Below are 14,050 nucleotides of genomic sequence, written 5' to 3' on the forward strand. Positions count from 1 at the left end.
ATCCGCCCGTATTCCCGTACTTCACCGACATGGGGATGGACACCAACATCACCAAGATCGATAAAGTCGACGACCACACCGTCAAGTTCACTCTGAAAGAAGTCGATGCCGCGTTCATCCAGAACATGGCCATGAGCTTCGCCTCGGTTCAGTCCGCCGAGTACGCTGCCCAGCTGCTCAAGGAAGGCAAGGCTGCCGACATCAACCAGAAGCCGATCGGCACTGGTCCGTTCGTGTTCAAGAGCTACCAGAAAGATTCCAACATCCGTTACACCGGCAACAAGGATTACTGGAAGCCGGATGACGTGAAGATTGACAACCTGATCTTCGCCATCACCACCGACCCGTCGGTACGTATTCAGAAGCTGAAAAAGAACGAGTGCCAGGTCACCCTGTTCCCGCGTCCGGCCGACCTGAAAGCGCTGAAAGAAGACAAATCCCTGAAGATGCCTGACCAGGCTGGTTTCAACCTGGGTTACATCGCCTACAACGTGATGGACAAGGTCAAGGGCAGCAACGAGGCCAACCCACTGGCTGACCTGCGTGTACGCCAGGCGCTGGACATGGCCGTGAACAAGCCACAGATCATCGACTCGGTTTACCAGGGCGCAGGCCAACTGGCCGTCAACGCCATGCCGCCGACCCAATGGTCTTACGACACCACCATCAAAGATGCCAAGTACGATCCTGAGAAAGCCAAACAGCTGCTCAAGGAAGCCGGCGTCAAGGAAGGTACCGAGATCGTGCTGTGGGCGATGCCGGTTCAGCGTCCGTACAACCCGAACGCTAAACTGATGGCTGAAATGCTCCAGTCCGACTGGGCCAAGATCGGCTTGAAAGTGAAGATCACCAGCTACGAGTGGGGCGAGTACATCAAGCGTTCCAAAGGTGGCGAGAACCAGGCCATGATCATTGGCTGGAGCGGTGACAATGGTGATCCGGACAACTGGCTGAACGTGCTGTTCGGCTGCGACTCGCTCAGCGGCAACAACTTCTCCAAGTGGTGCGACAAGAAGTTCGACGGCCTCGTTAAAGAAGCCAAGCGCACAACCGACCAAGGTAAGCGCACCGAACTGTACAAAGAGGCACAACACGTCCTCAAAGATGCAGTCCCGATGACACCTATCGCTCACTCGACGGTGTACCAACCCATGCGCGCCAACGTGCAGGACTTCAAGATCAGCCCATTCGGCTTGAACTCCTTCTACGGCGTCAGCGTCAGCAAATAAGGCACTGCAACGGCGACGTTTTTGACGTCGCCGTTGTTTTACCTGCCGGGAAGTTAGGAAATTGCCTACAGCCAATTCCACTGCGGATTACCACAGTGGTATAGGACGCGTCGCCTTTTCCTACGAGCTTTAAGGCATTTACGCATTTACTGCCAGGACCGCGGCCCCTACCGTCGGGTACTGACCAGTTTCTGCGTGGGCCACCGGTTTGCCGTACGTACTGGATTGAGCTCGATGCAGCCAAACGTCTCAGGATGGGACGGCGGCGCATTGAACAACACTAAAAAAGAGGGAGCGTCATGCGCCATACCTTGATTTTTTCCGCATTGCTGGGCGCCGGCCTGATGGCCGCCTCGTCCGCCAGTTTCGCCGCCAGCAAGAGCCTGGTGTTCTGCTCCGAAGGCAGCCCCGCCGGTTTCGATACCGCGCAATACACGACAGCGACCGATAACGACGCCGCCGAACCGATCTACAACCGTCTGGTCGAGTTCGAAAAAGGCGCGACCAATGTCGTCCCTGGCCTGGCAACCACGTGGGATATTTCCGAGGATGGTCTCAAGTACACCTTTCACCTGCGTGAAGGTGTGAAATTTCACACAACGCCGTACTTCAAGCCGACCCGCGACTTCAACGCCGATGACGTGTTGTTCACGTTTAATCGCATGCTGGATGCCCAGCAACCTTTCCGTAAGGCCTATCCCACAGAATTCCCGTACTTCAACGGGATGAGCCTGAACAAGAACATCGCCAAGGTCGAGAAGACCGGGCCGCTGACCGTGGAGTTCACGCTCAACAGCGTTGACGCCGCGTTCATTCAGAACATCGCCATGAGCTTCGCCGCCATCCTGTCCGCCGAATACGCCGACAAATTGCTGGCCGAAGGCAAGCCGAGCGACATCAACCAGAAACCGATCGGCACCGGGCCGTTCGTGTTCAAGAGTTATCAGAAAGACTCGAACATCCGTTACACCGGTAATAAACATTACTGGGACCCGAGCCGGGTCAAACTCGACAACCTGATCTTCGCGATCAACACCGACGCCTCAGTGCGCGTGCAGAAGCTCAAGGCTGGCGAATGCCAGATCACCCTGCATCCGCGCCCTGCCGATGTTGAAGCGTTGAAGGCCGACCCGAAACTGCAACTGATTTCCAAGCCGGGTTTCAACCTCGGCTACATCGCCTATAACGTGCGCCACAAGCCATTCGACCAGCTCGAAGTGCGTCAGGCGCTGGACATGGCGGTGAATAAACAGGGGATTCTCAACGCTGTTTATCAAGGCGCCGGCCAACTGGCCGTCAACGCCATGCCACCGACCCAGTGGTCTTACGACGACAGCATCAAAGACGCCGCCTACAACCCGGAAAAAGCCAAAGAGCTGCTCAAGGCTGCGGGCGTCAAGGAAGGCACCGAGATCACCCTGTGGGCGATGCCGGTGCAGCGTCCATACAACCCGAACGCCAAACTGATGGCCGAAATGCTTCAGGCGGACTGGGCCAAGATCGGTCTGAAAGTGAAGATCGTCAGCTACGAATGGGGCGAGTACATCAAGCGCACCAAGAACGGCGAGCACGACATCAGCCTGATCGGCTGGACCGGTGACAACGGCGATCCGGACAACTGGCTCGGCACGCTGTACAGCTGCGATGCCATCGGCGGCAACAACTACTCCATGTGGTGCGATCCGGCTTACGACAAGCTGATCAAACAGGCCAAGGTCGTCACCGACCGCGACCAACGCACCCTGCTCTACAAACAGGCGCAGCAATTGCTTAAACAGCAAGTGCCGATCACGCCTGTCGCCCACTCGACGGTCAACCAACCGTTAAGCGCGAGGATCGAGGGCTTCAAAGTCAGCCCGTTCGGTCGCAACGTGTTCTCGGGTGTCGGTATCGATTAAACCAACCGTTTTAGCCGCAACGCTGGGGGGCACTGTCTAGCCCCTCACGCAAGTGCTTTGCCGAAATTCGCCAATCCGGCCTTTGGCAAACGTTTGCGATGTGTGAATGAGTTCTAAACCAATAACCGGCATACCAAAAAAAGCCGGCATAAAAAGAAAGTAAAGGAGCTTCACCCATGAAACTGAGCAGCACCGCGATACTGGCCCTGGCCATCAGCAGCGTCACCGCCACGGCGTACGCAGAACCTGCAAGTCAGGAGTTCGTCCCTACCACGTTGGCCGGCAGTAGCGCCCAAAGCGAGGCCAAAGGCTTTATCGATGGACAAAGCCTGGGCGGCACAACCCGTAACTGGTACGCCAATGAACTGAAGCGTCGTGATGACCGTTTCAGCTACGTGAAAAACAGCGACAAGAACACTTCGCCAGTGGTCAAGACGCCGACCCCGCGTCGCATCAACTGGGTTCAAGGCACCATCGTCAATTACACCTCGGGCTTCACCCAAGGCACCGTTGGCGTCAGCACTGAAGTCGCCGCTTACAACGCCATCGTTCTGGACCGTGACCGCAAGGACATTGCCGGCGGTTCCAACCGTACTCTGGCGCACTCCGACGGCGACGCTGTCGACCAGTGGAGCAAACTGGGTCTGGCCAACGTCAAGCTGCGTGTTTCCAATACCACGCTGACTGCCGGTCGTCAGAACTTCAGCACGCCGATCGTTGACGTCATCGGCAACCGTCCGCTGCCTTCGAGCTTTGAAGGTATTACCCTGCACAGCGAAGAGTTCAACAACCTGTCGTTCGACCTCGGTGGCTTCGACCGTGTTTCGCCACGTACCGAGCAGAGCCTGTCGAAGTTCCGCACCGAGTACTCGGCCACTGGCGTGGAGACCGACAAGGTCTACATCGCTGGCGTCAACTACCAGCCGTTCAAAAGTCTGAAAACCAGCCTGTACGGCTCCAACGTCGAAGACTTCTGGAATCAGTACTACTTCGGCGCCACCCACGAACTGGGTGACAGCCAGGTCCTGAGCCTGACCACCGGTCTGAACTACTACAAGACCGTCGATGAAGGCAAAAAGCTGATGGGCGAGATCGACAACGATACCTACTCGCTGTCGCTGGGTCTGGCTCACCAGGCTCACAGCTTGACTTTCTCGTACCAGGAAGTGAATGGCGACACCTACTTCGACTACCTGCATGAAACCAATGGCATCTACCTGGCCAACTCCCTGCTGTCGGACTTCAACGGCCCGAACGAGAAATCCTTCCAGATCGCCTACGGCATCAACATGGCCGAATACGGCGTACCTGGCCTGAAGTTCAACATCTACCAGGCGCGCGGCTGGGGCATTGACGGTACTCACTACCGTGGCACCGCCTACACCGACCCGGGCGCCAAGCGCGGCGACCTGAGCCTGATGGACGGCGAAACTCACTACGAATACGGCATCGGTGCTTCCTACGCCGTGCAGAGCGGCCCGCTCAAGGCCACCGCGATTCGCGCGACGTACACCACGCACCGCGCCAGCGAGAACCAGGCTGACGGCAACATCAACGAGTTCCGTCTCGTGACCACGATTCCATTCAACATCCTGTAAAAAACGCCAGCCGACGGCTGACTCATGATGAGTCGGCCGTTCGGTTTTTGTCTTCAACCGATTGCAGAGGGTTATCGATGAAAATGCTTCCCCTACGTGCGGCCGTTGCGGCTGCGTTGTTGAGCGCCGCCATCGGCGTCTCGGCCAAACCCTTGGTGGTCTGCACCGAAGCCAGTCCGGAAGGCTTCGATATGGTCCAGTACACAACTGCAGTCACGGCGGATGCTGTGGCCGAAACCATCTTCAACCGACTGGTGGACTTCAAGCCCGGCACCACGGAAATCGTTCCGGCCCTGGCAGACACCTGGGAAATCAGTGAAGACGGCCTGACCTACACGTTCCACCTGCGCAAAGGCGTCAAGTTTCACACCACCGAATACTTCAAGCCGACCCGCGACATGAACGCCGACGACGTGGTCTGGAGCTTCCAGCGTCAGCTGGACCCGAATCACCCGTGGCACAAACTGTCGAGCGTGGGCTTCCCGTACTTTGAAAGCATGGGCTTCAAGGAACTGCTCAAAAGCGTCGAAAAAGTCGATGACCAAACGGTCAAGTTCACCCTGACCCGCCGCGAAGCGCCGTTCCTGGCCGACGTCGCGATGCCGTTCACCGCCATCTACTCCGCCGAATACGCCGATCAGTTGCTCAAGGCCAACAAGACCGGCGACCTGAACAACAAGCCGATCGGCACTGGCCCGTTCATCTTCCAGCGCTACGCAAAAGACGCTCAGGTGCGCTTCAAGGCCAACCCGGATTACTTCCGTGGCAAGCCACCGGCCGACGCGTTGATCCTGGCGATCGCCACCGACAACAACGTACGCCTGCAAAAGCTCAAGGCCAACGAGTGCCAGATCGCCCTGTATCCGAAACCGGATGACATCCCGAGCATCAAGAAAGACGCCAAGCTGAAGGTCGATGAACTGAATGCGATGACCGTTTCGTACATCGCCATGAACACCCAGCACAAATACATGAGCGACGTGCGCGTGCGTAAGGCGATCGATATCGCTTTCGACAAAGCGGCTTACGTCAACGCACTGTTTGGCCCGGGCAATGCGACCGTCGCGGTCAACCCGTACCCGGACACGCTGCTGGGCTACAACCACGAGCTGAAAAACCCGCCACGCGACCTCGACAAGGCCCGCGCCTTGCTCAAGGAAGCCGGGGTTCCGGACGGCACCGTGTTTACCCTGTTTACCCGTAACGGCGGCGGTCCGACCAACCCCAACCCGATGCTCGGCGCGCAAATGATGCAGGCTGACCTGGCGAAAGTCGGGATCAAGATCGACATCCGCGTGATGGAGTGGGGCGAAATGCTCAAACGCGCCAAGGCCGGCGAGCACGACATGGTTTCGGCCGGATGGGCGGGCGACAACGGCGACCCGGATAACTTCCTGACGCCTATGCTCAGTTGCGAGGCAGCAAAAAATGGCGAGAACTACGCTCGCTGGTGCAACGAGAAATTCCAGACGCTACTGGATGAAGCACGGGCTAAAGTAGATCCGGCCGAACGCGCAAAGCTCTACGAACAGGCGCAAGTGCTGTTTAATCAGGACCAGCCATGGATCAGCATGGCCCACACCAGGATGTTTACCGCAATGCGCAACAACGTAGAGGGCTATCACATCAGCCCTCTCACCACTAATAACTTCGCCACCACCCAGGTGAAGTAGATAAGAAACTCCCGGCGTCCCTGACCCCAGGGATGCCGGGCACGCCTAACCGGCTGATGAGGTACCACACAAGATGTTTAGTTTTATTGCCCGCCGACTGGGGTTGTTGATCCCCACGTTTTTCGGCATCACCTTGCTGACTTTCGCGTTGATTCGCATGATTCCGGGCGACCCCGTGGAAGTGATGATGGGCGAACGTCGGGTCGACCCCGAAATGCACGCTCAGGCAATGGAACGCCTAGGTCTGAACAAGCCACTGTATGCCCAGTATCTGGACTACATCGGCAAACTGGCCCACGGCGATCTCGGCGAATCCCTGCGTACGCGTGAAAGCGTATGGACCGAGTTCACCTCTCTCTTCCCGGCGACCCTGGAACTGTCCATGGCCGCCCTGCTGTTCGCCGGCATTCTCGGGCTTCTGGCCGGGGTGATTGCGGCACTCAAGCGAGGATCGCTGTTCGACCACGGGGTGATGGGCATCTCCCTCGCGGGGTATTCGATGCCGATCTTCTGGTGGGGCCTGATCCTGATCATGTTCTTCTCGGTGAGCCTCGGCTGGACGCCGGTTTCCGGGCGGATCGACCTGCTCTACGACATCGAGCCGCGCACCGGTTTCATGCTGATCGACACGCTGCTGGCCGATGACGTCGGTGCGTTCTTCGATGCGCTGCATCACCTGATCCTGCCGGCCATCGTGCTCGGCACCATTCCGCTGGCGGTGATCGCGCGGATGACCCGTTCGTCGATGCTCGAAGTGCTGCGTGAAGACTACATCCGCACCGCCAAGGCCAAAGGCCTGTCGCCGTCGCGCGTGGTGTTCGTGCACGGTCTGCGTAACGCGCTGATTCCGGTACTCACCGTGGTCGGTCTGCAAGTCGGCACCCTGCTGGCCGGTGCGGTCCTGACCGAGACCATTTTCTCCTGGCCCGGCATCGGTAAATGGCTGATCGAAGCCATCGGCGCCCGGGACTATCCGGTTGTGCAAAACGGCATCCTGTTAATCGCCTGCCTGGTGATTCTGGTCAACTTCGTAGTGGACATCCTCTACGGCTTTGCCAACCCACGCATCCGTCATCAGCGCTGAGGTCAATAACCATGAGCACTCCAACATCCTCAGTAGCGACTTCCGCCACCAACGCGGATCAAAGCCTGCTGTACCCGTCACCGTACAAAGAATTCTGGCAAGCCTTCTCCAAGAACAAAGGCGCGGTTGCCGGCCTGCTGTTCATGCTGCTGGTGATTTTCTGCGCGCTGTTCGCGCCGTGGGTCGCACCGCACAACCCGAGCGAGCAATACCGTGACTTCTTGCTGACGCCGCCGGCGTGGCTGGAAGGCGGGCAGATGCAGTTCCTGCTCGGCACCGATGAACTCGGTCGTGACCTGCTGTCGCGTCTGATTCAGGGCTCGCGTCTGTCGCTGCTGATCGGCTTGTCGTCGGTAGTGATGTCGCTGATTCCGGGGATCCTGCTCGGTCTGTTCGCCGGTTTCTTCCCGAAGATGATTGGCCCAACCATCATGCGTCTGATGGACATCATGCTGGCCCTGCCGTCGTTGCTGCTGGCTGTGGCGATTGTCGCCATCCTCGGCCCTGGCCTGATCAACACCGTGATTGCCATTGCTGTGGTTTCGCTGCCGTCCTACGTGCGTCTGACCCGTGCAGCCGTGATGGGCGAACTGAACCGCGACTACGTGACCGCCGCGCGCCTGGCCGGTGCCGGTCTGCCACGCCTGATGTTCATCACCGTGCTGCCGAACTGCATGGCACCGCTGATCGTTCAAGCGACCTTGAGCTTCTCCTCGGCGATTCTCGATGCCGCCGCACTGGGCTTCCTCGGCCTTGGCGTACAACCGCCAACCCCTGAGTGGGGCACCATGCTGGCCTCGGCCCGCGACTACATCGAACGCGCCTGGTGGGTAGTCAGTCTGCCTGGTTTGACCATTTTGCTCAGCGTGCTGGCAATCAACTTGATGGGCGACGGTCTGCGCGATGCGCTGGACCCGAAACTCAAGAACGCCGCCTGAGGAGATTCCCATGTCACTGCTAGAAATCAAGAATCTCAACGTTCGCTTCGGCGACAAGACCGCGACCCCGGTGGTCGACGGCCTCGACCTGAAAGTCGACAAAGGCGAAGTACTGGCCATCGTTGGCGAGTCGGGTTCGGGCAAATCCGTGACCATGATGGCGCTGATGGGCCTGATCGAGCATCCCGGCATCGTCACCGCCGACTCGCTCAGCTTTGACGGCAAAGACATGCTCAAGCTGAGCAACCGTCAGCGTCGGCAGATCGTCGGCAAAGACCTGTCGATGGTGTTCCAGGACCCGATGACCGCGCTGAACCCGAGCTACACCGTCGGTTTCCAGATCGAAGAAGTGCTGCGCCTGCACCTGAAAATGTCTGGCAAGCAAGCGCGCAAACGTGCGATCGAACTGCTGGAAAAAGTCGAAATTCCGGGCGCCGCCAGCCGTATGGACGCCTACCCGCATCAACTCTCCGGCGGTATGAGCCAGCGTGTTGCGATCGCCATGGCGATTGCCGGCGAGCCGAAACTGCTGATCGCCGACGAACCGACCACTGCACTCGACGTAACCATTCAGGCGCAGATCATGGATCTGCTGCTGGCGTTGCAGAAAGAACAGAACATGGGCCTGGTGCTGATCACTCACGACCTCGCGGTCGTGGCGGAAACCGCCCAGCGCGTCTGCGTGATGTACGCCGGGCAAGCCGTTGAAGTCGGTCAGGTGCCGCAACTGTTCGACGTCCCGGCGCACCCATACAGCGAAGCGCTGCTCAAGGCGATTCCCGAGCACAGTCTCGGCGCCGCACGCCTGTCGACCCTGCCGGGCATCGTTCCGGGCCGCTACGACCGTCCGCAGGGTTGCCTGCTGTCGCCGCGCTGCCCGTACGTGCAGGACAGTTGCCGTGCGCAGCGTCCAGGCCTTGATCCGAAAGCCCACAGCCTCGCCCGCTGCTTCTTCCCGCTGAACCAGGAGGTGGCGTAATGGCCGTCGTACTTACCGCCCGCGACCTGACCCGTCACTACGAAGTCTCCCGTGGCCTGTTCAAGGGCCACGCGACTGTGCGCGCACTCAACGGTGTGTCGTTCGAACTGGAAGCCGGCAAGACCCTCGCCGTAGTAGGCGAGTCGGGCTGCGGCAAATCCACCCTCGCCCGCGCACTGACGCTGATTGAAGATCCGTCGTCCGGCTCGCTGAAAATCGCCGGCCAGGAAGTCGCCGGCGCCGACAAGGCCCAGCGCAAGCAACTGCGCAAAGACGTGCAGATGGTCTTCCAGAGCCCATATGCGTCGTTGAACCCACGGCAGAAGGTCGGTGATCAGCTCGGCGAGCCGCTGCTGATCAACACCAACCTCTCCGCCGCCGAGCGTCGCGAGAAAGTCCAGGCGATGATGAAGCAGGTCGGCTTGCGTCCTGAGCACTATCAGCGCTATCCGCACATGTTCTCCGGTGGTCAGCGCCAGCGTATCGCCCTGGCCCGGGCGATGATGTTGCAACCGAAAGTGCTGGTGGCGGATGAACCGACTTCGGCATTGGACGTGTCGATTCAGGCGCAGGTGCTGAACCTGTTCATGGATCTGCAGCAGGAGTTCAACACCGCCTACGTGTTCATCTCGCACAACCTGGCGGTGGTGCAACACGTGGCCGATGACGTGATGGTGATGTACCTCGGTCGCCCAGTGGAACTGGGCCCGAAGAACGACATCTACGAGCGTCCGTTGCACCCGTACACCCAGGCCCTGCTGTCGGCAACCCCGACCATTCACCCGGACCCGAACAAGCCGAAAATCAAGATTGTCGGCGAACTCCCCAACCCGCTGAACCCGCCGTCTGGCTGCGCTTTCCACAAGCGCTGCCCGTATGCGACCGAGCGGTGCAGCAGCGAAGAGCCGGCGTTGCGCCAACTCGACAGCCGGCAGGTGGCTTGCCACTACGCCGAGCAGTTCCTCGACGGCGCGGCATAAGCAAATCTGGAGAGCGATACAAAACACTGTGGGAGCGAGCTTGCTCGCTCCCACAGGGATCGTATTTCAAATAGCGTTAAGTGTTGAGCAAACCCCTTCCACCTCGATTGCGCATCGGTCGAGGCAGAAGGGGTTTTCTTTTGCCTGCGATCTACGTCTGGCTATCGCCTTCGTCGTCCGGATCATCAGAGTCCGGCTCATCGGTGGTCGAGTCGTCATCATCGGCGCTGCCACCCTGCCCCTGATCGCCCGGCTCGGACTCGGATTTGGCCAGCATCAATCCGCTATGCCCGATCTGTCCGTTGAACGCCTGAGAATCGTGATCCTCGCACTCGGCCCAGGCCGTCGCTGTGCCGAGGGACAGCATGACCATCACTTTCAACAGCAATAAAACCCGTAGCAACCTGCTTTTCATAGCCGACTCCATCCATTTTCAGGTGAGACATGCGTGCCTGACTGGCGCTGTGTGAAATCTAGTTCCGATCCGTCTGGTTCACCAGATAGGACGCTAACGAGCACGCAGAAATGCCCTCGGCAGACAGATTGCTTTCGAATAACGCCAATAGCCGGATCAGCTAAGCGACCGGGCGCACGCGCGTGGCCTGCCAAGTCAGCGGGATGGAAATCAACACCATCAGCGCACTCGCCAGCCACACACTGTGGCCACCGAATTGACCGTATAACTGGCCACTGAGTACCGGTGACAACAGCGCACTGGCGCTCCAGCTCATAAAGAACAGGCCAAAGTACTGACCGCTTTTTCCACCCTGAGCAAAGCGCATAGCCAGCACATTCAGCGGCGGCATGAAAAACGCCTCGCCCAAAGTCCAGATCAGCGTCGACAGGCAGACGTAAAACAGCCCGGAGCCGAACGGCAACATGCCAAGCCCGCAGGCCAGCAACACACTGCCGAGCAACATTTGCCGACGCATGCCCCAACGCTCGCCCCAGTGCGACAGCGGAATCTGCAGGGCGATCACCAGCAACGCATTGAGGCCGAACTGCCAACCGATCGCCTCGGTGCTCAAGTGATAGTAATCACGCAGATAGTTGCCCAGCGTGCTGTAGACCGTGTCGAACGCGATGCCGAGCACGGCCGTCGCTGCCAGCAACCAGAGAAACGGTTTGTCGCGATACGGCACACCCGAACCACCGGCGCCGACTGTGGATGACTCTTCATTGATCAGCACCGGACGCTGCCACGTGGTGCGGACAAACCACAGCAAGGCCAGCAACGTCATCGCCGCGCTACCGAAAAATACCCAGCGAAAATCGGTCTGCGCCAGTACCCCACCCGCCACACCGGCCGCGGCCATCCCAAGGTTGCGCGCAACCCGACTCAACGCCTGCGCACGCGAACGTTGAGCGACTTCGCAATATTCCATGATCAGGCGTTGGTGCAGAGTGCGAATAGCTCCATCGATGGTCCCGCTGAGCAACAGCAATGCAGCGAGCAACGGCACCTGCGTGACCAGTCCCAGCAGCATCAGCACCCACACTGAAATAAAGAACAACGCCGCCGTCAGCCGCGCCGTACGCACATGATCACTGAGCCAGCCACCGAGCATCGAGCCCACCAGCAACCCCGCGCCATACGCCGACAGCAACCAGCCAACGGTCTCGATCGCCAGGCCCAGCTCCTGACGCAGATAAAGCGCCATGAACAGCTTGACCATGCTGCTCAGGCGATTGATGAACAACAACGCACCGAGTACCCAGGCCATCACACCGAAATAACTGCCGAGGCGCAGCAGGTGAGTCAGTCGACTCGTCATTCCATTGACCTCTCAAAGCGACTGGCGTGGAGCTGGAACACTAACGGCCGGCGGGCGGGTTGTCGCGTTCAAGTGCATCGAGATCACGAAAAACCGAGTCGTCCTACAGCCATTGCGTGCGATAAACCCGTGCCGAAGATCAAAAGCCCCTCACCCTAACCCTCTCCCGGAGGGAGAGGGGACTGATCGAAGTGATTGCGAGAGCTACGCCGACGTGAAATATCGAGTCGAACTCAGATTCTGAAACAGATCAAAAGCACCCTCACCCTAACCCTCTCCCGGAGGGAGAGGGGACTGACCGAGGTGTTTGGGCGAGCTACGCCGACGTGAAATACCGAGTTGAACTCAGGCTTTGAAAGACACACAAATCGGCCCCCTCTCCCTCGGGAGAGGGCTGGGGTGAGGGGCAGCAACAACGCAAATCAAAAGCCGAACACCCGCGCTCTTCACCACTCAATAGGCCGAGTGTCAGCTCGCCTGCTCTTGATCTTGATCCACGGGCGACGTCGGAAGGCTGAGCGGAGGGATTGATCCCGGAGCGAAGGAACCCCGAGCCCCAGCGAGCGGGCCGCACGTAGGAGCAAGCGTTTTTTTGCTTACTTTTTTTAGGCGCTTGTAAAAAAAGTGACCCGCCGTAAGGGCGGAACCCTAAGCCGCCATCACCCAAAAAACGGATATACACCTAAAACCAGCAGACAAAAAAAGCCCCCAAGGCCTACACCTCAGGGGCTTTCGAACAAACCAGCTCAGAGCTTAGTGATGCTCACGCGTCGCGCGGAATTTCACATCCGGCCAACGCTCTTCCATCAACGCCAGATTAACCCGCGTCGGCGCCAGGTAAGTCAGGTGACCACCGCCATCGACCGCCAGGTTCTCCACAGCCTTGTTGGAAAACTCCTCAAGCTTCTTCTTGTCGCTGCACTCAATCCAGCGCGCGGAGTACACAGTAATCGGCTCATACGAGCACTCAACCTTGTATTCCTCCTTCAAGCGGCTCGCGACCACATCAAACTGCAGCACACCGACGGCGCCCAGAATGATGTCGTTGCTGCGCTCCGGGAAAAACACCTGCGTCGCGCCCTCTTCAGCCAACTGCTGCAGACCCTGACGCAACTGCTTGGACTTCAGCGGATCACGCAGACGCACACGACGGAACAATTCCGGGGCGAAGTGCGGGATACCGGTAAACCCGAGGGTTTCACCTTCACTGAAGGTGTCGCCGATCTGGATAGTGCCGTGGTTGTGCAGACCGATGATGTCGCCGGCAAAGGCTTCTTCGAGCTGTTCACGCTCGGAGGAGAAGAACGTCAGGGCGTCGCCGATGCGCACGTCCTTGCCGGTGCGCACGTGGCGCATCTTCATGCCTTTCTCGTACTTGCCGGAGCAGATGCGCATGAAAGCGATACGGTCGCGGTGCTTCGGGTCCATGTTCGCCTGGATCTTGAAGATAAAGCCCGAGAACTTCTCTTCGACCGGCTCGACGGTACGCTCGTTAGCGACACGGGCCAGCGGACGTGGCGCCCAATCAACAACGGCGTCGAGTACGTGGTCAACACCGAAGTTGCCCAAAGCAGTACCGAAGAACACCGGGGTCAGCTGACCGTCAAGGAATTCCTGCTGGTTGAATTCATGGCAGGCGCCCTGAACCAGTTCCAGCTGTTCGATGAAGCGCTCGTACTCGTCGCCCAGATGCGCACGCGCCTCGTCCGAATCGAGCTTCTCGATGATCTTGGTTTCGGTGCGTTCGTGACCGTGACCGGCGGTGTAGACAATGATGTAGTCATCGGCCAGGTGGTACACGCCCTTGAAGTCGCGGTAGCAACCGATCGGCCAGGTGATCGGCGCCGCCTTGATCTTCAGCACGGCTTCGATCTCGTCGAGCAGTTCGATCGGGTC

At 58.9% G+C, this 14,050-nt stretch carries 11 protein-coding genes; 8 read left to right on the forward strand and 3 right to left on the reverse strand.

The features are described 5' to 3' along the window. The 8 genes from ACIF4X_RS22795 to ACIF4X_RS22830 form a co-directional block, all read left to right on the forward strand. Positions 1–1,229 (forward strand): ABC transporter substrate-binding protein (locus ACIF4X_RS22795; RefSeq protein ID WP_397483828.1); only part of this gene is annotated, 1,229 nt, incomplete at its 5' end. 299 nt (positions 1,230–1,528) lie between these two features. Beyond that, on the forward strand, positions 1,529–3,127 hold the full coding sequence (locus ACIF4X_RS22800) for an ABC transporter substrate-binding protein (RefSeq protein WP_397483829.1): 1,599 nt from the start codon (positions 1,529–1,531) through the stop codon (positions 3,125–3,127). A gap of 176 nt (positions 3,128–3,303) precedes the next feature. After that, a complete protein-coding gene (locus tag ACIF4X_RS22805) occupies positions 3,304–4,725 on the forward strand; it encodes an OprD family porin (RefSeq protein WP_250607098.1) in 1,422 nt (473 codons plus the stop codon). Positions 4,726–4,802: 77 nt separating this feature from the next. Next, on the forward strand, positions 4,803–6,398 hold the full coding sequence (locus ACIF4X_RS22810) for an ABC transporter substrate-binding protein (protein ID WP_397483830.1): 1,596 nt from the start codon (positions 4,803–4,805) through the stop codon (positions 6,396–6,398). Positions 6,399–6,471: 73 nt separating this feature from the next. Further along, on the forward strand, positions 6,472–7,482 hold the full coding sequence (locus ACIF4X_RS22815; protein WP_008085273.1) for an ABC transporter permease subunit: 1,011 nt from the start codon (positions 6,472–6,474) through the stop codon (positions 7,480–7,482). An 11-nt stretch (positions 7,483–7,493) separates the two neighbouring features. After that, the gene (locus ACIF4X_RS22820; RefSeq protein ID WP_008085271.1) at positions 7,494–8,420 is read left to right on the forward strand and encodes an ABC transporter permease subunit; all 927 of its coding nucleotides are present in this window, start codon (positions 7,494–7,496) and stop codon (positions 8,418–8,420) included. A 10-nt stretch (positions 8,421–8,430) separates the two neighbouring features. Then, a complete protein-coding gene (locus tag ACIF4X_RS22825; RefSeq protein WP_016985406.1) occupies positions 8,431–9,399 on the forward strand; it encodes an ABC transporter ATP-binding protein in 969 nt (322 codons plus the stop codon). Beyond that, a complete protein-coding gene (locus ACIF4X_RS22830) occupies positions 9,399–10,379 on the forward strand; it encodes a peptide ABC transporter ATP-binding protein (RefSeq protein WP_397483831.1) in 981 nt (326 codons plus the stop codon). The genes ACIF4X_RS22825 and ACIF4X_RS22830 overlap by 1 nt, the downstream gene beginning before the upstream one ends. A 151-nt stretch (positions 10,380–10,530) precedes the next feature. Here the strand turns inward: ACIF4X_RS22830 and ACIF4X_RS22835 are convergent, their stop codons facing one another. From ACIF4X_RS22835 to ACIF4X_RS22845, 3 genes are all read right to left on the reverse strand, one after another. Next, positions 10,531–10,794: a hypothetical protein gene (locus ACIF4X_RS22835; RefSeq protein WP_397483832.1), complete on the reverse strand. Its 264-nt coding sequence runs from the start codon at positions 10,792–10,794 to the stop codon at positions 10,531–10,533. A gap of 160 nt (positions 10,795–10,954) precedes the next feature. Continuing rightward, complete coding sequence (locus ACIF4X_RS22840) at positions 10,955–12,154, reverse strand: MFS transporter (protein ID WP_397483833.1); 1,200 nt, start codon at positions 12,152–12,154, stop codon at positions 10,955–10,957. Positions 12,155–12,907: 753 nt separating this feature from the next. Further along, positions 12,908–14,050 (reverse strand): peptide chain release factor 3 (locus ACIF4X_RS22845; RefSeq protein WP_397483834.1); only part of this gene is annotated, 1,143 nt, incomplete at its 5' end.

It is taken from the genome of Pseudomonas sp. NPDC085632, from assembly GCF_044541255.1.
In the GTDB taxonomy this organism is placed as follows: Bacteria; Pseudomonadota; Gammaproteobacteria; order Pseudomonadales; family Pseudomonadaceae; genus Aquipseudomonas.